This window comes from Bartonella elizabethae F9251 = ATCC 49927 (assembly GCF_000518165.1).
Lineage (GTDB): Bacteria > Pseudomonadota > Alphaproteobacteria > Rhizobiales > Rhizobiaceae > Bartonella > Bartonella elizabethae.
Genome location: NZ_JADB01000008.1, coordinates 1 through 20,742, shown reverse-complemented (window position 1 = coordinate 20,742; position 20,742 = coordinate 1). Strand labels below are relative to the sequence as shown.

Sequence of the window (20,742 nt, the reverse complement as noted above, 5' to 3'; positions counted from 1 at the left end):
AGTCTTTCAATTGTTGAAGGAGAGCGCTGTACACTGTAGCATTACTCTTCTCCACTTCCTGGATTTTCTGAGAAATACTTTTCTAATTTGTTTGGAACGCCATCCATTTCTTTGGCTTGAGGAAGAGGCTCTTTTTTTGTGGTTAAATTGGGCCATTTGTTTGCGTAATGAAGATTAAGTTCTAACCACTTTTCGAGTCCTGGTTCTGTATCCGGTATAATGGCTTCTGCTGGGCATTCGGGTACACAAACACCGCAATCGATGCATTCATCAGGATGAATGACCAACATATTTTCACCTTCATAAAAACAGTCAACAGGACAAACTTCAACGCAATCCGTATATTTGCAGTGAATGCAGTTGTCGGTTACGACGTGGGTCAAGATCAAACTCCATTTGTTACTTTAATGCTCTTTAGAGGAAAGTGTGTCTGTGTTTTTATGATTGGTGAGTTGATCGCGTAGCACAGCTAATTTTGCAAAAGGTGAATCAGGGTTAAGACGTTTTTCTGTTCGAAAAGGCTTAAAATTTGCACGTTTGTCTTGGGATTTGTGAAACTTATGAGAACGTTTTGTTGGTGAGGAGGCTTCGTGAGAGAAATTTCCATTCGCCTTGTCCCCTGTTTTTACAGAACTCTTCAGTTTATTTTTCCATTTATGTCCAGATTTATCTCGTTTTTTTTGTGTGTGATGGTGAAATTGATGCTTATAATGCCATAATAAAATAACTTTATCTTCTGCTTTAGTGAGGGCGGGCTTGGCAAAGTTTCCAATAGGTTCAGCGGCTGGTAAACAATTGGTTTTTTTGGGGGGGGCAATATGAGAGGATAAAGTCTTCAGGGATGAGGTATTTGTTTCTTCGTGTATTGTTTGTGAAGTTGTGATTGTTTTCCATAGACTACCAACGCATTCTGCGGGCCGAGCCTCTTGTGTTGTCGCAGCCACAGGAAAAGAGCTGTGATCTGCAAGAAGATTTTGTTCAAAAACAGTATTGCTTATGCTGTATGATTGGTAGCCAAGTCCTTTGAGGATTTCTTCCATATCATTTCCATTGGCTCCAAGAATGGACATCATGGCTGGGGTCACAAAAAAACTTTTACCATCATAGGCACCATCAGGTTTGGAATCACTTCCTTGTTTCCACTGAAGGGCAGGGCGGATGAGATTGGCAAGACGTTCTAAAATATCAACCCGTACGGCACGTTGTCCTAAGATTCGGTAACCGGCTAATTGATAAAATTGGCGGTTATAGGTAGGATCAACAATTAACGAGGTACGACCAGCAGATAATGCTGTAAAAATTTCATCCAAACCCGTTTGGTCTTGTCCTGCATTTTGAAGGTTCCACAAAAGGGTAATGGCTTGAACCGGAGCGGGCTTAAGCATTCCGGCAACATAGATATGAAAAGCACCAAAACGCACACCTAGACGCCGAAGCACAGCACGGGATTCTTGCGCAAGGTTTTTGACAAGGTCTAAAACTTCGCGGCGGGGTAAAACCCCTAAAGCGTTAACCAGTTGTAAAGCAAGATTGTTGGTTGAATCTGTCAAATTATCGGCATTGCGCAAATCAAATAGGGGCTTTAAAGCCGTTTCAAAATGAAAGGTTACAAAACGCTCTAATCGTTTTATGACGTTATCGCGGGATTCTCCGATGAGTTGTGTGTCTGCTAAAACGATCAGTTTGGGTTTGAAAAAATCTTCTGTCGCAACAAGTTGCCCCACAGGTTGACCAATCCAGCGCACAATGCTATCAGAACTGAGGGTAAAATCACCATTTGCACAAGCACAAAAACGCGTCGCGCGTTTGGAAAACGCAAGAATCAAATTTTCATTCTCTATTGAGCATTGTTGCTCAACTGTTTGATCGGTATTGTTTTTGTTGGCATAAAAACGAAAACCTTCAAATTTACCCCTTCCGTATTTCTCAATGAGAATATCATCCTGAAGAATCTCATTCTGTTGAACAATCTTGCTATCCATGATCATTTTCTTTCTCAGTGTGACACTGGTAAAAGCCTTTTGCGACAACTCCATAATGCTGTTCTTCCTTTAACACGTTTGTTGCGCTTGCTTCAATCATTCTTGTCGTTTTTTGATGTTTCTTTTTGCGTCTTTAAAAACTTAGAGCCTGCTTTTTATTCAGTTTTTATTCAGTTGGGATGTTTTATATTTGTAGATTACACTTATTAGTTGTAATGTAAAGCTGAAAGCGTAAAAAGCATAAACAGATTCTCTAAAATTAAAAGGAAATGGAATCGGTCATCAAAAAAGTAGCATGTGTTTTGTTTGATCACTTTTTTTTGCCGTTTTGTCATGAAAAGTGAAGAGAAAGTTTTTTTCAAATATTTCATAGGCTAAAAGGCATATTGTAGGGGCATTTTGCAGGTGAAATTATGTCTTATGACAAGAAGTTTTACCATGATCATGAAAAAAACAATTGCGATTATAAATTTACACGCTAAAGTAGTGAGACAAAAGTGGACAACTTTTTAGTTCTTTTTAAGGAAGAATTTAAGAAAGAACAATGATGTCGTTACCAAATCAATTTTGATAATTTTAATCGCAAGGGGTTATTATGGGTAATCTTTCAAATGCTGTTTATAAAAGCAGCAAAAATTATAGCGATGCAGACAAAAGCTTAGGACGGAATATGATGCGTTCTGCTATGCAAGCACCTTATCTTGAACGACAAAAAGAGCATGATTTGGCTCTGCGATGGAAAGATAAACGCGATGATGATGCCATGCATCAAATTGCCGCAGCTCATATGCGTTTGGTGATTGCTATTGCGAACCGCTTTAAACGTTTCAAAATGCCCTTAGGGGATTTGGTACAAGAAGGCTATGTCGGATTATTGGAAGCCGCTGCACGTTTTGAACCTGATCGGGAAGTACGTTTTTCGACTTATGCAACGTGGTGGATACGCGCTTCTATTCAAGATTATATTTTGCGAAACTGGTCAATTGTTCGTGGAGGAACCAGTTCTTCGCAAAAAGCACTTTTCTTTAATCTGCGGCGTTTGCGCGCAAAACTGGTGCAAGATGATAGTGCTTTGTCAAAACAGGATATTTTTCGCACAATCGCTGAAAAACTTGGTGTTTCTGTACGAGATGTTGAAACTATGGATTTTCGTTTTTCCAGTTCTGATAATTCCTTGAGCGTTTCTGTTTCTGAAAACAGTGATAATCCCATTGCGAAGATGGATGTTTTGGTTGATGAGAGTCCTCTTCCTGATGCTTTAATTGAGCAAGTGATTGATGGTCAACGGCGTACGCAATGGCTTTACGATGCGTTGCAAATTCTCAATGAACGAGAGTTGGAAATTATTCGCTTTCGTCGCCTCAATGAAGAGGGGGCTACTTTAGAAGTCTTGGGTGAAAAATTAGGAATTTCGAAAGAGCGTGTGCGTCAAATTGAAGCTCGGGCTTTGCAAAAATTGCGTTCTGCTCTCCTGACCGTTCATTCAGAAGATGCTTATGATATATAAGCTACGATAAGGCTTTTTAAGGAGAAGGAGAATATTACAGGTGCGGGGGGATAGGGCATGATGAAGCTGGTTTTGAGGGTACCAGCTTTATCAAGCAATACTTTTCCTTACGGGTTCATTGAGCCATTTTATGAGCAGAAGAAGATTGAAGGGGGAGGTTTGTCTGAGAAGGACTGTGCGGAAATAATGTTCTGCTCTTCATTACCGTTCATTCAGAAGATCTTCACGATATATAAGCTGCGATAAGGCTTTTTAGGGGGAAGGAGAATGTTATAGGTGAGGGGGGCATGATGAAGCTGGTTTTGAGGGAACCAGCTTCATTTGCCAATTGCTTGGGGGGAAGGCGTGATACAGACAGAAAAGAATCAAAACTATAGCAGGTGAAAAAAGAGCCTTATTCGGTGATAATTTTCACTTTTGTACCGGCACTTAAAGTTTGAGTTGGTGAGAGGCCGTTGAGAATACGAAAGAGTTTTTCTTTGTCTGGTGTGTGTTGCATTTTATTGGCAAGGTTTGCAACATTTTCTCCTTGTTTAACGCGGACAATACTGATCTTTAAGGGTTTCAATTTTTTTAACTGTGAAGTTGAAAGAGGGTGAAAGCTTTGTACCGTTTTTTTTGCAATCTCTGCAAAATTTTGAGAATTACAGGGGGCTGCTGTCAGAAAACGAAAAATATGATTATTGAACAGAATGACAACCACATCAAATTGCCATTTCTCATGGGTTGCGCGGGCTTGTGCTCCAAGTAAATTGTGGACGAGATGTCCTGGACCCGTGAATCCTTGATTGGGGAGGTCTTGAATTGTGAGGGGGCGGATAGAGGATGGGTCTAGCCCAATAATCCACCCGCTTTTCAAATAATCACTTGCAGACATTCTTGCTGGACGGGGAATGGCATCAAAGCGAATCGCAATTTTATTGGGACCACTCGCCCAAACGGTTTGTGCGGAATGTTCTATTGTAAAATTATTGGGAATAGAAAAAGCAATGCGCAATTGTGGATGAATAAATTGGTTGTCTCGTACAAATCCAGTGTAAAAGCTTCCTCCAAAAGTCATGCCATCAATGCTTTTGAGAAAAGAATCACGATCAGTATTTCCACTATTTTGTTGATTGATTTTACGGGCTTTTTTTATCGCAAGTCGAATGCGTTGAGGGGTGGTGGGGTGAGAGGCTAGAAAGTCTAAGGAGGCATTTGAGGTGCCAGAAATATTCTGAAACGCACTATAGGCTTCCATTGTTTGAAGAAAGCGCGGGGAAGCAAAGGGATCATATCCTGCTTGTTGGAGCATTTCGAGGGCAAGGGAATCAGCTTCTAGCTCTTGATTGCGGGAAAATTGTGCAAGTTGTTGCTTGTTGTGTACGGGATTGTGATTTTTGCCCATAGTAGAAAAAAGACGAGGAGACATATGATGTGTCATCTTCTTTAATTGGGCTTCTTTTTGTAGGCGTAAAATGCCATGATTAGCTCTGATATGGGCCATCTCATGGGCTAAAATGGCCGCAACTTCTGAAGAATCATTGGCGAGTGCTAGCATACCACGGGTGATGTAGATCGAGCCATTGGGGAGTGCAAATGCATTGACATTTTCTGAGTTTAAAATTGTGACAGAATAGCTTTGAGGAGAATGGTGGGAGGCAATGGTTAGTTTACGAATAATTTTTGCTAAAAAGCGTTCAAGTGTTGCATCATGATAAGCGCCACCATACATTTGCAAAATACGGGGGTGTTGCAGAGCGCTTAATGTGACATAGATATTATGATTGTCAGTATGTTTGATTATTTCAGAAGAACTGGAAGAGAGCCTATCATTTTGAGAAAGAGGGATGTGACAAGCTGAAAGGAGAAGCATTAAACTGATGAAAGTTGCTTTATAAGGCAGAGAGCGAAAAAGAAAATTTCGTTGAAAAATGGCGTGTATTGGATCGCGAGGCAGGTTATTTCTGCGGTGTAATATGGCAAATTTCATGTGTATCTTTATATCGTGTGTTTTTTTAAGAGAAGCTTTAAGGATTCGTTTGGCTATATCACGGTTATCGTTTATAAAAAAAAGGCAAAATATGGCATGACAACATTTACGATATTGTTAAATGGAGATCTTTTTATCACTGATCGTTTGCTTAATCAAATTCAAAACAGTCGGGTGATTGCTGCAGATGGTGGGATGCGTCATGCGGCAGTACTTAACGTGATGCCTGAGTTGTGGTTAGGGGATTTTGATTCATCTGATCAGACTCTGATCGACAAATATAGTCATGTTCCGCGTGAGGTTTTTCCCTCTGATAAAGATATGACAGATAGTGCTTTGGCTTGTGAAAGAGCGCTACAAAAGGGGGCTAAAAAGCTGATTTTGTGCGGGGCTTTGGGAGGGGAGCGAAGTGATCATAGCCTTTCTCATATGACGCAAGCATTGATGATGGCTGAGAAAGGCATTTCAGTGTTGTTGACAAGCGGTTTGGAAGAAGGTTGGCCGGTTGTGCCTAAACTTGCGTTGTATGATTTGCCTCAAGAGTGTTTGTTTAGTCTTATCGGTTTTTCTGACTTACAAGGCTTAACGCTTGAAGGGGTAAAATGGCCAATTTGTGATAAAAATGTGTCATTTGGCTCTTCTTTAACACTTTCTAACCGTATTTGTGGAACCTTTTCTTGCCATTTAGGTTCTGGAAAAGCTATATTGTTAGCGTCTGTGCCTATTCCGTAAAGCTCTTCCAATATATTTTGAATAAGGCAGGGGGGGGCTGAGTGATTAAGTGCCGACATAACTGATATATTATGTATTGATCTTGAGAAGGAAAGGTTTTGCTATGTTCAAATCAATTTTAAAAGTAGCCGTCGTTTCTGCGATTGGTTTCAGTTCGGTGGCTTGTACGACAACTGATGAACGCGTTGCGCGTTACGGTGTAGGGGGAGCAGCAATCGGGGCCTTGGCTGGAACAGCTATTGCTGGAAGTACACCTGGAGCAGCGCTTACTGGTGCGGCATTTGGTGCTTTGGCTGGAACCATAACGGGTGAGGCTGTAAATCAAAGAAGACAACAAAGACAAGCTTCACAATTGTGCACATATCGCTCTCGCAGAGGACATGTTTACCAAGCACCTTGTGCGCAAAGAGTCCCAGTACGTCAATTATGTACTTATCGTGATGCAAGAGGGGTGATGTATCAAGCACCTTGTCCGCGCCGCGTTCGTTAATGGCGGTGCCATTGCTGCGGCTTGACCGCATTTCCCTAGCCTTTGGGATAACGCCTTTGCTCAACCAAGCCTGTTTATCGGTTGAGCAGGGAGCGCGTATTGCGTTGGTAGGCCGTAATGGTTGTGGAAAATCAACCCTGTTAAAGATTGCCGCAGGAATATTAGAGCCTCATGGTGGCGAAATTTTTCGCCACCCTCGCGTAACACTTCGTTATGTCGCTCAAAATCCGGATTGTTCAGGTTTTGAGGATATTAATGCTTATATGGAAGCAGGATTGGATCAGACATCTGATGTTCAGTGGATCAATATGCTTCGCACAAATTTAGGGTTTTCGGGCGCGGAAAAATTAGAAACGCTTTCGGGCGGTGAAAAGAGGCGTGTTTCATTATTACGGGCCATTGCAGCAAAGCCGGATATTTTGTTCTTAGATGAACCAACCAATCATCTTGATTTACCAACCATTGAATGGTTGGAAGGCGTGTTGTTTTCTTTGCGTTCGGCGATTGTGGTGATTTCTCATGATCGACGATTTTTAGAAAATGTCACGCGTTCAACGGTATGGCTTGATCGTGGGACAACCAAAAGACTGGAAAAGCATTTTTCAGAATTTGAGAATTGGCGCGATAAAACACTGGAAGAAGAAGCACTCGAGCAGCATAAATTGGGGCGTCAAATTGTCCGTGAAGAGCAATGGTTGCGTTATGGGGTAACAGCACGGCGTAAGCGTAATGTACGGCGCTTGAGCGAATTAAAAAACTTAAGACAGCGTCATCAAACCTATCAGGGGCAGCCTGGAAGTGCACTGTTGACAGCAGCAAAAACTCATGATTCTGGTCAATTGGTGCTCGAAGCAAAAAAAATTTCAAAATCCTATGGGGATCGCGTTATCGTGAAAGATTTTTCTTTACGCATTCAGAGGGGGGATCGAATTGGTTTGGTAGGACCTAATGGGATTGGAAAGACAACGCTTCTTTCCGCATTGATTGGGCAAAAAACCGTGGATAGTGGGACGGTGAGGCATGGTTATAACCTCTCCATGGCATTGCTTGATCAGCAACGTATTCTCAATGAAGAAGAAACTTTGGCGCACTATTTAACGGGGGGAAGGGGCGATACTCTTGTGATCAATGGACAAGAACGGCATGTGGTTTCTTATATGAAAGACTTTTTATTTTTGCCGGAACAAGCGCGCACCCCCCTTAAAGAATTTTCGGGAGGAGAAAGAGCACGACTCATGCTTGCACGCCTTCTTTCTCGTCCGGCAAACTTTTTAATTCTTGATGAACCAACCAATGATTTGGATATGGAAACTTTGGATTTGTTGCAAGAATTTATCGCTGATTTTGCGGGAACTGTGTTGTTGGTAAGCCATGACAGAGATTTTTTAGATCGTACTGTAACGCATATGTTGGCACCGGAGGGCGATGGTCATTGGGTTTTATATGCGGGCGGCTATAGTGATATGATGGCGCAAAATAAACAGGCTTTGACATTTCAACGTAAAGAAATAGAATTATCGCACCGTAAAATATCTGCAAAATCTTGCGCAGGGGTGGGCGGAAAATATGCTTCATCAAAAGATTCTAGTTTGGATAGTGCGGGAGAGAAAAAAACACGAAGAAAATTGTCTTATAAGCAGGTTTATGCATTGGAAAAATTGCCTGAAGAAATCGCTGTTTTGCAAAATGAAATAAAAAAAATTGAACAAGAGCTCTCTGACCCAACTCTTTATTGCAATGATAAAGAACGTTTTGAGCGTTTATCAACAGCGTTGGAAAAAAAGAAAATGATTTGCACACAAAAGCAAGAAGAATGGCTAGAACTTGAAATTTTACGCGAAGAAATAGAAGTTTATTCACATTAATGTTTCTCATCATCTCTCAGCATTTATAAGAGATTCCTATTGTTTCATCGCTTTCTGTAGAGCACTTGGACATATTAAAGAATAACCACAGTGTCTTATGAATGCATAAAGAGCCGATTGTAGAAAAATACTTTTGACAGCGGTTCAAAGTCATAGGGCTGATTAATGGGATTTTGAAGCAAGCTTGACTGTATATGTTTGGCTTTTTTGCACAATTCTTGATAAAAGAGATCTTGATAAAGAAAAAATTATTGGTGCGGTGCGTTTTTCAAAATGCTCTGTATGCAAGCAGGGCAATACACTCACACGCTTTGCCAGTTCCCAATGTTGCTATCACCCGTGGCTCTTGAGCGCATTTATAAAAAGCATTCTCTTGTCTTTACCTTATATTCTAACCAAGCACCCACGCTTATGAAGAAACAAGCAAATGAGCCTCATTGATTCTCATGTGAGAAGCGTTGTGATGCGAAAAAGCGTAAGGTATTCGATGTTACGGGTTAAGGTTAAAAATGATGATATGTCAGGACAAATCAACGTGTTATTGTAACATTTCTAGGAGGAGAAAATGATGGCAATTAAAACAAAGCGAACAATTTCCACATTGATTGGTTTAGAAGATGCCGCTTCATTGTCTGCTTATTACTTGCGGAATGCGAATTATCTGCGCCCTTTTGAACCGTTGAGAACTGATGATTACCACAGCCTAACAGCTTGGGAAACACGCGCCGATGCATTTGCTTATGAAAGCGCACAAGGGCAAGCCTATCGATATGCCGTACGACTCAAAAATGAAAATACAATCATCGGTGTTGTGAACTTTACAAACGTGGTTCGTGGTGTTTTTCAAGCCTGTCATCTTGGCTTTTCTCTTGATGAGAAAAAACAAGGCAAAGGCCTTATGTTTGAGAGTTTATCGGCTCTTATACGCCATATCTTTCAAGTCTATCACCTGCATAGAGTGATGGCAAATTATAGACCTGAGAACATAAAAAGCAAACTTTTATTAAAGCGCCTTCATTTTGAAAAAGAAGGCTATGCCAAAGATTATTTGATGATTTCTGGAAAATGGAGAGATCATATTCTAACCTCTCGAATCAATGACCTTTATGAGCCCGTCAATAGATTTGAATAAAAGATTTTAATAAAGCTAGGGCCTTTTTACCAGATGTCTAAATATGCTGAATTTTTCACGATCTTAATAAGATAAAGATTCTTAAATCTCTCTTCTGTAAACAATTCAGACCTTATGTTTAGCGAATTTCAGCTGCTGACCTCTTTAAATGTTTTTTTATCCTAGATAATCAATTGATTGATCATCATTATTCATTGTTTTGCAATTTGAATAAAAGTCTTCAATAGCGCAAGATTTTCTCTATTTTACACCTGTTTTTAGATTGAAGGACTCAAAAGCGCTTTGCTGGCATGTATGAGTGGGGTTGGCTTACAAGGGGGACCCGTATGGATAAAATACCCTCCCTGTGAATAAAAATGCCCCTGTGGATAAAAATAATTGAAGAATAAGACGTAAAAATGCGCTTTTCATGAATCCTTTCACCTTGCATGAATTCTTTCAAATGTGAGGGCTGTTACAATGTTACGCATCCTGTGAAGTCGTCTCATCACAGGTTACATAAATTTTTTGTTATTTTGCATAAACTGCTCATGGTTGGCAGAATTTTTGTGTATTCACGCGTTTTTTCATTTTTCACTTTCTTAAGAAGAATTCCAATGTTATCAATGTTGTTAATTCATCCCAAGTGCATTTTTATAAAGTTCAATGATTGCTTCTTCTTCCATTCGTTCGTGCTCTTCTTTTTTACGCAACCGTATAATGCTTCGAACAGCTTTGCTATCAAAACCAGAGCCTTTAAGTTCCGTGTAGACGTCTTTAATATCATCGGAAATGGTTTTTTTTTCTTCTTCTAGTCGTTCAATTCGTTCGATAAAAGAACGTAATTGGTTGACGGATATAGCGTGTGTTTGATCGGTTACTGTATCATTCATTGTATTTTCTCCAAGTTATATGTTGTACGTTATTTTTTCGATGACCAATTTATGTCGAAAAAGCTTGAAAAATAAAAAATCAATCAAGTCCCACAGTTTTTTTACAAATTGACTTTAAATATTTTGTAAAGTTTTTAAGATATATGTATTGATAAAAGGGCTATAAAAAGAAAAATATAAAAATATGTGTTCTAGATTTGAAAGGCTTTTGAAAAAACGATTTAAAAAAAGATGTATGATTTGTTTTGAGAATTGACATTATAGAGGAAGTTTTGTGATTTTGAAAAAACAATATTGGGCATTTCAGAAAAGATTAAAAGTTTTTCTCGTGAGCATTTTGCTCTACTTTCCCCTTGTTGTTTGTGCAAAGGCTGACTTTAGGGTGTGTAACACAACTCAACAGTCTGTAGGGGTTGCTCTTGGGTATCGTACGTTTTCAGGGTGGGTGAGCGAAGGCTGGTGGGTGGTTCCCGTGACAGAATGTAAAACTTTAATCGAAGGACCTCTTGCTTCGCGGTTTTATTATTTTTATGCAGAAGGAGCACAAAAAAAAGGAAGCTGGGCAGGCTCTGTCACCATGTGTGTGCAAGATAGCCAATTTACTATTCAAGGGGTTCATGATTGTTTCCCTCGAGGATATCAAAAGGCTGAGTTTAAGGAAATCGATACCGGTAATCAAACCAGTTGGATGGTACAGTTGACGGATGATTCTTTGTTCAACAATTCAGTTTCCTCTTCTCTTTCAGGAAATTCTCCGCCGTGAAACGGGCTCGTAAAGTAAAAATTATTGCGACTCTTGGTCCTTCTTCTTTTTCTCGTGTTATGATTGAGAAGCTTTTTAGGGCAGGAGCAGATGTTTTTCGCCTTAATATGAGTCATACGGATCGTGACACACTGGGCGATTTGGTCAAGTCGATACGGGAGGTTGAAAAAACGGTTCGCCGACCCATTGGTATTTTAGTAGATCTTCAGGGACCAAAATTGCGTATTGGTTGTTTTGACAAAGGTCAAGAAGATTTGCGTGTTGGGCAAAGCTTCACATTAGATCATCGCGATGTGGCTGGCGATACACAGCGTGTTTTTTTTCCTCATGAGGATGTCTTTCCAGCACTTAAACCAGGGGATCGCTTGTTAATTGATGATGGAAAGTTGGAACTGCGCGCTGAAGTGTGTGATGATCATTTTGTTCAGTGTCGCGTGGTTGCTGGAACCCATATTTCTGATCGAAAAGGTGTGAGTTTTCCGGATACAATTTTGCCTTTTGATTCGATGACCTCAAAAGATAAGGCTGATCTTCAGGCGCTGTTACAGCTGCCTGTTGATTGGGTTGCTCTTTCTTTTATCCAGCGTCCAGAAGATATTATAGCGGTGCGCAGGTTAACAAAAAACAAGGTGTCTTTGATGGCTAAAATCGAAAAGCCTCAAGCCTTGGAACATATAGAAAAGATTATTGAAGTCTCTGATGGTATTATGATTGCACGCGGAGATCTCGGGGTGGAAATGCCTCTGGAAAGGGTTCCAGCACTTCAGATGGAGTTGATCAAAGCGTGCCGTTTAGCGGGAAAACCGGTGGTGGTGGCGACACAAATGCTCGAATCAATGATCACATCTCCTGTGCCAACACGGGCAGAAGTATCCGATGTTGCTACAGCGGTTTATGCTGGAACAGATGCGGTGATGTTGTCGGCTGAATCTGCTTCTGGTTGTTATCCAGAAGAAGCGGTGCTTATGATGGATAAAATCGCGCGACAAATTGAACAAGATCATACTTATGCTGCTCAGGTTGGAGCACAACATCCTGCACCGGAAACGACAGGGACGGATGCGATTTCTCTTGCAGCGCGTCAGATTGCTGAAACACTTTCACTCTCCGCGATTGTTGCCTATACGGCTTCAGGAACAACGGGGGTGCGCGCTTCTCGTGAGCGTCCTAATAGACCGATTATTGCTTTATCGCCCATTGTAGAAACAGCACGACGTTTGGCACTCGTTTGGGGGCTTCATTGTGTGGTGAGTGAGGATGCAAAGAATTTAGAGGATATGGTTGATCGTGCAGCTACCATTGCCTTTCAGGAAGGTTTTTGCCAAGAGGGAGATCGTTTCCTTGTGACAGCCGGTGTTCCTCTTGGAACACCTGGCGCAACAAACCTTTTGCGTATTGCTTCTGTTTCTCAAGATGGAACGAAGGGGATTTGATCCGTTTACGCATGTGTTTTTTTCATGCGCCTTTGAATGGGCTTCAGGAACAGTGGGGGTGCGCGCTTCTTGTGAGCATCCTAATAGACCGATTATTGCTTTGATCTTCCATTGTGGAAACAGCACGACGTTTGGCACTCGTTTGGGGGCTTCATTCGTGTGGTCATTGCAGATGCAAAGAATTTAGAGGATATGGTTGATCGTGCAGCTACCATTGCCTTTCAGGAAGGTTTTTGCCAAGGGGGAGATCGTTTCCTTGTGATAAGCCGGTGTTCCTCTTGGAACACCTGGCGCAACAAACCTTTTGCGTATTGCTTCTGTTTCTCAAGATGGAACGAAGGGGATTTGATCCGTTTACGCATGTGTTTTTTTCATGCGCCTTTAAACAGGCTTCAGGAACAGAGCGGGTGTGCGCTTCTCGTGAGCGTCCTAATAGATCGATTATTGCTTTGATCGCCCATTGTGGAAATAGTATGGTCGTATGGGGTTTGGGTATTAGGTTTTGGGGTTGGGATGCGGTGATGTTGTAATTTTATCGTTCGTTTTGAAGATGGTTGCCTATGGTGGAAGATTTTTTCTATCATCTTTTTAGATATGTTTCAGATCATTTTATTGATGTCTTATAAGCGAGAGCTTCATTGATCATGAAAATTCATTCTTTTGCTGTTTAAATGAGAACTTTAAAATTTTTCTCACTTTAAGCTTTTGTGAATGGATGAAACTTTTGCAAGCAGAATTGAATAAAATTACGTGTCCTCAAAAATCATAAAGGTTAGGCATGAGAATAAAGTGATGGGTGAATGTCTTTTAAAAAAATAGGCTGTTTATGTGTCGTTTTTATGTAAAAGCAATTGGCTTTATGCATTATGATTTTTTTTACAATGGGGTTGTTTTGGGGGGTGGTTTTGGTCGTTTGTTGTGCAAGATATTTCATTGGAAGCGCAGTGGTATAAGGCTGCTTCTTTGATTTTGATTTATGAAGTGTTTATGTGTCAGTGAAATATTTAAGGTTTTTTTTGATCAGACTTTAAGCCAATTCCATGAGAGCCATGCGTGATCAGTTATTGGAATCCTCTTGATAAAAAATCGAATTGTTTATGCGTATGCGTTTTTTAGAGTTTTGTGCCTTTTGAGGCGCGGAAGGTAAGTTAAATCGGCTTGCTTTTTCCGTGATGATGCGTGTTTAAAAGTCTTCCTGTTCTTGCTCTTGAATGTTTTTGCTGTTTTGATCATCTTTGAGCAATTGGTTGGTGAGTTTTTCAATGCGGTGTGTGGTGTCACGCATAATTCTTCCCATGGCGCGCTCCTTTTCATTGTGGAGTCGTAAAAGAGCATCGTAGCTTTCTTGTAATTTTTTATTTTCTCGTTTTATTTCTTCCATTTCATCGATAATCATGATGCCTGCCATGACCGATAAACGATGGTCGCCAATTTCTCCAAAATTTTTCTTTAAATGGGAAATATATTGATCCAATTGTGCTGCAAGCGCAATAAGATGACTTTCTTGTCCTTTATTACAAGCCATGCGATAATTCTTACCATCAATGGTAACGGAAACTGTTTCCATACATTTAAACCTTTATCTATCAATGACGACACGAATCGTTTCCATTGCTTTAATAAGACGTTTGGAAACTTCTTTGTTAACAGATTCTAAGCGTTCAATTTGGGCTTCAGCTTTGTCAAGCGCTTGGGCAAGATGGCTGCGGTCAGCATTCATTCGTTGAATTTCTTCTTCCCATTCGTTATTTTTATCAATAACAGCGTTGCGGTTTATTATGGTGATCTCTAAGGTTCTAAGTGCTTTTTCTAGGTGCTCTAGAGCATCTTGCAGAACCGTAGTCTCTTGGTTCATTGCTTTTGTCCTTTGGGTAATTGTATCCTTTATCAATGCGTTATGCAAAAACGAATCACTTACATTCTCATAGTGTGTCTCTTTTATTTTTAAGTATGTAGGATATTTTAGCAAGCAAAGCAGGGGTGAGATATAAATTAAAAGCTGGATTTTTTGCGCGTATTGGCATAAATGACATGGGTATACAGGATGCGTGAGGGGAATGTGTTACTAGTGTTATGGAAGTGATGACAAAAAATCTCACGCTGATGGTTAAAAAAAGTATTTCTTAAGGAACTTTAAGAGAATACGGAAAAAGCAACAGTATAACGTAATTAACGAAATGGTCGATCATTCATGACAAACACCCACCAACAGAATCAGATGGCCAATGCTATCCGTTTTCTTGCTATTGATGCGATTGAAAAAGCCAATTCTGGTCATCCGGGCTTGCCAATGGGAGCCGCTGATATTGCGACGGTTCTTTATACGCAATTCCTTGCTCATGATCCCAAAAATCCTCGTTGGCCTAATCGTGATCGTTTTGTCTTATCAGCAGGGCATGGATCTATGTTGCTTTATGCTCTGCTTTATCTTTCAGGTTATGAAGATATCTCACTTGAGGATCTCAAAAGTTTTCGCCAATTAGGGGCGAAGCTTGCAGGCCATCCAGAATATGGGCATGCAGCAGGAATTGAAACAACTACTGGACCTCTCGGACAAGGGTTGGCGAATGCCGTGGGAATGGCTCTTGCAGAACGGTTGCACAATGCTCGTTTTGGTGATCTTATCAACCATTACACTTATGCATTGGTGGGGGATGGATGCCTGATGGAAGGCATTTCGCAAGAAGCACTTTCCTTGGCTGGGCATTTGAAACTTAATAAGCTTATCGTATTGTGGGACGATAATAATATTTCTATCGATGGAGAAATTTCCCTTGCGGATAGTACAGATCAGATCGCCCGTTTTAAAGCATCCGGTTGGAATACACTCAAAGTGAATGGGCATGATCAAGCCGCCATTGCACAAGCTATTGAAGCAGCACGCAAGAGTGATAAGCCAACGTTGATTGCCTGTAAAACAACAATAGGCTTTGGAGCGCCCAATAAAGCGGGAAGCAATAAAATTCATGGATCCCCTTTAGGTGTGCGAGAAATTGCTGAGACCCGTATCGCCTTAGGGTGGGAGGCAGAGCCTTTTGTTATTCCAGCCGATATTCTCGATAATTGGCGCTTGGCAGGGCTTAATGCTGCTAAAAAGCGACAAAAGTGGGAAGAAAAATTGGCTGCTCTTCCTGTCTCAGAGCGGGTGGAATTTGAAAGGTTAATGCGTGGTGATCTCGTGGGGGGATTTGATGGTGCTGTAGATGCTTATAAACAGAAACTGGTTGAAGAGTCTCCTGTTGTTGCGACCCGTAAAGCTTCGGAAATGGCTTTGGAAGTGATCAATGAGGTCGTTCATGAGACCATTGGTGGTTCTGCTGATTTGACCGGCTCTAATAATACAAAAAGCAGCCAGATGAAAAGTATTACGGCAGATGATTTTTCAGGGCGCTATCTCCATTATGGTATTCGTGAACATGCTATGGGCGCTATCATGAATGGGCTTGCTCTTCATGGAGGTTTTATTCCTTATGGGGGAACATTTTTATGCTTTTCTGACTATATGCGTCCTGCTATGCGTTTGTCTTCTCTTATGGGGTTGCGGGTGGTTTATGTCATGACCCATGATTCTATTGGGCTTGGTGAAGATGGTCCGACCCATCAACCCGTGGAACATTTGGCTTGCCTGCGCGCCATGCCTAATCATCTGGTGTTCCGCCCCGCTGATGCTATGGAAACCGTTGAGTGTTGGCAATTGGCTTTGAAAGCACGCGGGACCCCTTCAACTCTAGCTTTGAGCCGACAAAATCTGCCGCTGTTGCGTCAAGAGTATGAAGAAGAAAATCTGTGTACGCTTGGGGCTTATGAATTGTTAACAGCCAGTGATGAGGCGAAAGTGACATTGTTTGCTTCTGGTTCAGAATTGCAGATTGCGGTCAAAGCACGTGAAGCCTTAGAAGAAAAAGGCATCCCAACCCGTGTGGTTTCTGTGCCTTGTTTTGAACTCTTTTCTCAACAGTCTTGCTCCTATCAACGGGCTCTCATTGGTGATGCGCCGATTAAAATCGCGATTGAAGCTGCTGTTGCTCAAGGATGGGACCGTTTTATTGGCTGTGACGGGGTGTTTATTGGTATGGAGAGCTTTGGGGCAAGTGGAATAATTGATGACCTTTATACACATTTTGGTCTTACTTTTGAAAATGTGGTTGCGACTGTTGAAAGAGAGCTGGAAAAGATCGAAGAGGAAAAGACAAAGTGACAACTTGTATTGTCATGCGTGGGGGTGTCTGTAAGGTATCACGCTCTGTACAGTGGTGTGGATAGTGTTGTGCATTATTGTGGATAAGTGATTGATTGATCGAGATATTGACGTCTTGGAAATTCATAGTTTGGGATTGGAAAATGCCCATTTGTTGTGTTTTAAATGTTATGCTTTTAAAAATTAGATGAGGAAACATGTGAAATGACAGTTCGTGTTGCAATTAATGGGTTTGGTCGTATTGGACGCAATATTTTACGGGCACTTATGGAAAGTGGACGAAAAGATATTGAAGTGGTCGCAATTAATGATTTGGGATCGGTGGAAACAAATGCCCATTTGTTGCGCTATGATTCAGTTCATGGGCGTTTTCCGAGGGACGTTAAGGTGGTGGGAGATGCCATTGATGTGGGGGCTGGTTTAATAAAGGTCTGCGCAGAGCGTGATCCTGCACAATTGCCTTGGAAAGATTTGGATATCGATATCGCGTTGGAATGTACGGGTATTTTTACTGCGCGTGATAAAGCAAAGGCGCATTTAGATGCGGGGGCAAAGCGTGTTCTGGTTTCCGCTCCCTCAGAGGGCGCAGATCTTACGGTCGTCTATGGGGTTAATCATCAGTCTTTAAGCAGTGAGCATCGCATTGTTTCAAATGCTTCTTGTACAACCAATTGTTTGGCGCCTGTTGCACAAGTTTTGCATAACACGGTGGGTATTGAAAAGGGCTTTATGACAACAATCCATTCTTATACGGGAGATCAGCCTGTGTTGGATACCATGCATCGTGATCTTTATCGTGCGCGTGCGGCTGCTCTTTCGATGATTCCTACCTCAACAGGAGCGGCAAAAGCTGTGGGATTGGTTTTGCCAGAATTAAAGGGATTGCTTGATGGAGTGTCCATTCGTGTTCCAACCCCTAATGTTTCTGTGGTTGATTTGACATTTAATGCTAAGCGTTCCACAACAATTGAAGAAATTAATGCGGCTATTGCAACTGCTGCACGAGGTCCTCTCAAGGGAATTTTGGATACGACAGAAGAAAAGCTTGTGAGTTGTGATTTTAATCATAATCCGCATTCAGCGATTTTTCACAATGACCAAACCAAAGTGATTGATGGTAAGCTCTGTCGTGTTCTCGTCTGGTATGATAATGAATGGGGCTTTTCTAACCGTATGAGTGATACGGCTGTGGCTTTTGCCAAGACAATATAAACACCATAAGAAGGACCTTAGGGTCCTCTTTTTATAGGAAAAAGTTTTATAAGAAAAAGCCTCGTTTTTGTACAAATTAAGGCGCATTCTTTTGAGAAAGTCGAGAGAGGTTATTGTTTTATGCGCCAGAGAGAAGATGCTGTTGAAAGATTGATGGCGTTTTTTGATACGAGGCGATATCTGCTTTTAAAAGCTGCGTGAAAGAGTAAACTTTGAGAAACATCTGACACTGGATAACTTTTGAGAAACCGTCAGAAAACGAAAGAGGTAAACTCTTTTGTATAAAAGTAAAAAGCGTTTTGGTGGAAATGAAATTAAGCAGGTTTGTTCGATGCATCTTTATTTGAAACAATGGAATGGAAAGTGAAGAGGAAGCAGTGATGGGGTTTCGTACGCTTGATGATGTTGATGTTTTGGGCAAACGTGTCCTTGTACGCGTGGATTTTAATGTTCCTATGGCACAGGGCAAAGTTTGTGACGAGACGCGTCTTCAACGACATAAAGAAACACTCGTTGAGCTGCAAAAGAGGGGGGCTAAGCTTATTCTGCTTTCTCATTGTGGTCGCCCCAAAGGAAAGGTCGAGTCAGAATTTTCACTCCGCCCTGTTGTGCCAGTGCTGGAAAAGATCATAAAACAGCCGGTTGCTTTTGTTCCTGACTGTATTGGCTCGGCGGTGCAGGTCGCGGTGGAGGCATTGCAAAACGGAGGTGTTATCCTGCTCGAAAATGTTCGTTTTTATGCCGGTGAGGAAAAGAATGATTGTTCTTTTGCAGAAGCTTTGGCCCATAATGGGGATCTTTATGTCAATGATGCTTTTTCGGTTTCTCATCGTGCCCATGCTTCAGTGGAGGGAATAACCCATTTGTTGCCTTCTTATGCGGGGCGATCGCTGCAAGGGGAATTGCAAGCCTTAGAAAAAGGGCTTGGAAATCCAGTGCATCCTGTAGTTGCGCTGGTGGGAGGGGCAAAAGTTTCCAGTAAGCTTTTTGTTCTCAATCATTTGGTGGAAAAAGTCGACTCCTTGGTTATTGGGGGTGGGATGGCCAATAGTTTTTTAGCTGCGCAAGGTATTCATGTGGGCAAGTCACTGTGTGAACACGAATTGATGGAAACAGTCAAAAAAATCATTAAAAAAGCGCAAGAATGTCACTGTAAACTTCTACTTCCTGTGGATGCTATCGTTGGATTTCGCTTTGAAAAAAATGCGCCGCATCGTCTTTATGATATTGGCGATATTCCTGAAGATGGCATGATATTGGATATTGGAACGCGCTCTATTGCTCATATCAAGAGCGCCATAGATAAGGCTGCGACCCTTGTGTGGAATGGACCCCTTGGTGTTTTTGAGATGTCTCCCTTTGATAAAGGAACAATTGCTGTTGCACGACATGCCGCAGAACGCAGTTTGATGGGAAAGCTGGTTTCAATCGCGGGAGGAGGCGATACGGTTTTTGCCCTTAATCATGCGGGTGTTGCCAATGATTTTACTTATCTCTCAACTGCAGGAGGAGCTTTTTTGGAATGGATGGAAGGGAAGGTTCTTCCTGGAATTCTTGCCCTTATGCAGGATTAAAGGGATTACTTGAAAAGCAGTTTTAAAACTGTGTGTCATTTGTGTAGAGTGTGTTCAAGCGTATGGTGCACTGTTGGAAAATTTTAAGACAAAATAGAGAAAATAAAGAGGAATTTTTTTATGACTGAACGGCTTGAAGATATTGCACTTTCTCTTGTGCAGGCAGGTAAAGGTATTTTGGCAGCAGATGAAAGTACGGCGACAATAGGCAAGCGGTTTGAAAGCATTGGTGTTGAATCCAATGAAGATAGCCGCTGTGCTTATCGTGAAATGCTTTTTAGCGCAAAAGAAGCTATGGAAAGTGCTATCTCTGGAGTGATTTTATTTGATGAAACCATTCGACAAAAAGCATCAACAGGGCAAATGTTGACCGATCTTATTCGGGATGCGGGCGCTTTGCCAGGAATTAAAGTGGATACCGGTGCTAAACCTTTAGCTGCTTTTCCCCAAGAGACCATTACTGAAGGGTTGGATGGTCTTCGTGACCGTCTCAAAGACTATTATGCTTTGGGCGCGCGTTTTGCTAAATGGCGGGCGGTGATTGCCATTAATGCCGATACTTTACCAACAAGAGGTGCCATTAATCAAAATGCACAAGCTCTCGCGCGTTATGCTGCTTTATGTCAGGAACTCAATATTGTGCCGATTGTTGAGCCGGAAGTGCTGATGGATGGACCGTCTTGTCAACATTCCATTGCGCGTTGCTTTGAGGTGACACGCGCTGTTTTGACAACTGTCTTTAAAGAATTGTTTGAAGCTCGTGTTGTTTTAGAGGGGATGATTTTAAAACCCAATATGGTCATTGATGGCAAGGATGCGCGCAAGGCTGGAGTTGAAGAAGTGGCTGAAAAGACCGTTCGTGTGCTTAAACAAACTGTCCCTGCCGCTGTTCCAGGAATTGCTTTTCTCTCTGGTGGGCAATCGGATGAGGAAGCGACAGCCCATTTGTCTGCCATGAATAGTTTGGGTGCATTGCCTTGGAAATTGACCTTTTCCTATGGGCGCGCATT

18 protein-coding genes and 1 pseudogene are annotated in these 20,742 nt (G+C 41.6%); 13 read left to right on the top strand and 6 right to left on the bottom strand.

The features are described from left to right. Nucleotides 1-41: 41 nt before the first annotated feature. Entirely contained in the window at nt 42-383 is a 342-nt protein-coding gene (gene fdxA / locus T429_RS0106265; protein WP_005774558.1) for a ferredoxin FdxA, read from the bottom strand. Between the two features lie 21 nt (nt 384-404). Further along, on the bottom strand, nt 405-1,988 hold the full coding sequence (locus T429_RS0106260; RefSeq protein WP_026500909.1) for a hypothetical protein: 1,584 nt from the start codon (nt 1,986-1,988) through the stop codon (nt 405-407). A gap of 589 nt (nt 1,989-2,577) precedes the next feature. On the opposite strand from T429_RS0106260, the gene T429_RS0106250 reads away from it, so the two are divergent. Then, on the top strand, nt 2,578-3,489 hold the full coding sequence (locus T429_RS0106250; RefSeq protein ID WP_005774560.1) for an RNA polymerase factor sigma-32: 912 nt from the start codon (nt 2,578-2,580) through the stop codon (nt 3,487-3,489). 394 nt (nt 3,490-3,883) lie between these two features. On the opposite strand, the gene T429_RS0106240 is transcribed toward T429_RS0106250, so the two are convergent. Further along, nucleotides 3,884-5,461, bottom strand: a complete 1,578-nt coding sequence (locus tag T429_RS0106240) for a M48 family metalloprotease (RefSeq protein WP_005774925.1) — start codon at nt 5,459-5,461, stop codon at nt 3,884-3,886. Between the two features lie 96 nt (nt 5,462-5,557). Between T429_RS0106240 and T429_RS0106235 the strand changes: the two genes are divergently transcribed. From T429_RS0106235 to rimJ, 4 genes are all read left to right on the top strand, one after another. Beyond that, nucleotides 5,558-6,193, top strand: coding sequence for a thiamine diphosphokinase (locus tag T429_RS0106235; RefSeq protein ID WP_005774924.1), 636 nt, complete (start codon nt 5,558-5,560; stop codon nt 6,191-6,193). Nucleotides 6,194-6,296: 103 nt separating this feature from the next. Further along, complete coding sequence (locus T429_RS0106230; protein WP_005774922.1) at nt 6,297-6,683, top strand: hypothetical protein; 387 nt, start codon at nt 6,297-6,299, stop codon at nt 6,681-6,683. Next, nucleotides 6,683-8,548, top strand: coding sequence for an ABC-F family ATP-binding cassette domain-containing protein (locus T429_RS0106225; protein WP_005774921.1), 1,866 nt, complete (start codon nt 6,683-6,685; stop codon nt 8,546-8,548). The genes T429_RS0106230 and T429_RS0106225 overlap by 1 nt, the downstream gene beginning before the upstream one ends. Before the next feature lie 568 nt (nt 8,549-9,116). After that, entirely contained in the window at nt 9,117-9,680 is a 564-nt protein-coding gene (gene rimJ / locus T429_RS0106215; RefSeq protein WP_026500906.1) for a ribosomal protein S5-alanine N-acetyltransferase, read from the top strand. Nucleotides 9,681-10,291: 611 nt separating this feature from the next. On the opposite strand, the gene T429_RS0106210 is transcribed toward rimJ, so the two are convergent. After that, the gene (locus T429_RS0106210; protein ID WP_005774567.1) at nt 10,292-10,552 is read right to left on the bottom strand and encodes a DUF2312 domain-containing protein; all 261 of its coding nucleotides are present in this window, start codon (nt 10,550-10,552) and stop codon (nt 10,292-10,294) included. A 274-nt stretch (nt 10,553-10,826) separates the two neighbouring features. Here T429_RS0106210 and T429_RS0106205 point away from each other — a divergent pair, with 274 nt between their 5' ends. The 4 genes and pseudogenes from T429_RS0106205 to T429_RS11175 all read left to right on the top strand — a co-directional run bounded on the left by T429_RS0106205 (nt 10,827) and on the right by T429_RS11175 (nt 13,278). Continuing rightward, nucleotides 10,827-11,315: a DUF1036 domain-containing protein gene (locus T429_RS0106205; RefSeq protein ID WP_005774568.1), complete on the top strand. Its 489-nt coding sequence runs from the start codon at nt 10,827-10,829 to the stop codon at nt 11,313-11,315. Next, nucleotides 11,312-12,748, top strand: coding sequence for a pyruvate kinase (gene pyk / locus T429_RS0106200; RefSeq protein ID WP_026500905.1), 1,437 nt, complete (start codon nt 11,312-11,314; stop codon nt 12,746-12,748). Before T429_RS0106205 ends, pyk begins: the two co-directional genes overlap by 4 nt. Nucleotides 12,749-12,788: 40 nt before the next feature. Next, nucleotides 12,789-13,097: pseudogene (locus T429_RS11070) on the top strand (pyruvate kinase alpha/beta domain-containing protein); the annotation flags it as partial. 58 nt (nt 13,098-13,155) lie between these two features. After that, nucleotides 13,156-13,278 carry a hypothetical protein gene (locus T429_RS11175; RefSeq protein WP_280525399.1) on the top strand — a complete coding sequence of 41 codons (123 nt, stop codon included), beginning with the start codon at nt 13,156-13,158 and terminating at the stop codon, nt 13,276-13,278. Between the two features lie 653 nt (nt 13,279-13,931). Here T429_RS11175 and T429_RS0106185 read toward each other — a convergent pair. Beyond that, on the bottom strand, nt 13,932-14,315 hold the full coding sequence (locus T429_RS0106185; protein ID WP_005774572.1) for a cell division protein ZapA: 384 nt from the start codon (nt 14,313-14,315) through the stop codon (nt 13,932-13,934). Between the two features lie 12 nt (nt 14,316-14,327). Further along, the gene (locus tag T429_RS0106180) at nt 14,328-14,603 is read right to left on the bottom strand and encodes a DUF4164 domain-containing protein (protein ID WP_005774573.1); all 276 of its coding nucleotides are present in this window, start codon (nt 14,601-14,603) and stop codon (nt 14,328-14,330) included. 336 nt (nt 14,604-14,939) lie between these two features. Here T429_RS0106180 and tkt point away from each other — a divergent pair, with 336 nt between their 5' ends. The 4 genes from tkt to T429_RS0106155 form a co-directional block, all read left to right on the top strand. After that, a complete protein-coding gene (tkt, locus tag T429_RS0106175) occupies nt 14,940-16,946 on the top strand; it encodes a transketolase (RefSeq protein ID WP_005774917.1) in 2,007 nt (668 codons plus the stop codon). 204 nt (nt 16,947-17,150) lie between these two features. Continuing rightward, nucleotides 17,151-18,158 (top strand): type I glyceraldehyde-3-phosphate dehydrogenase, encoded by a 1,008-nt coding sequence (gene gap, locus T429_RS0106170; RefSeq protein WP_005774576.1) that lies wholly within the window; start codon nt 17,151-17,153, stop codon nt 18,156-18,158. Between the two features lie 380 nt (nt 18,159-18,538). Further along, a complete protein-coding gene (locus tag T429_RS0106160) occupies nt 18,539-19,732 on the top strand; it encodes a phosphoglycerate kinase (protein WP_005774577.1) in 1,194 nt (397 codons plus the stop codon). 120 nt (nt 19,733-19,852) lie between these two features. After that, nucleotides 19,853-20,742 (top strand): class I fructose-bisphosphate aldolase (locus T429_RS0106155; protein ID WP_026500903.1); only part of this gene is annotated, 890 nt, incomplete at its 3' end.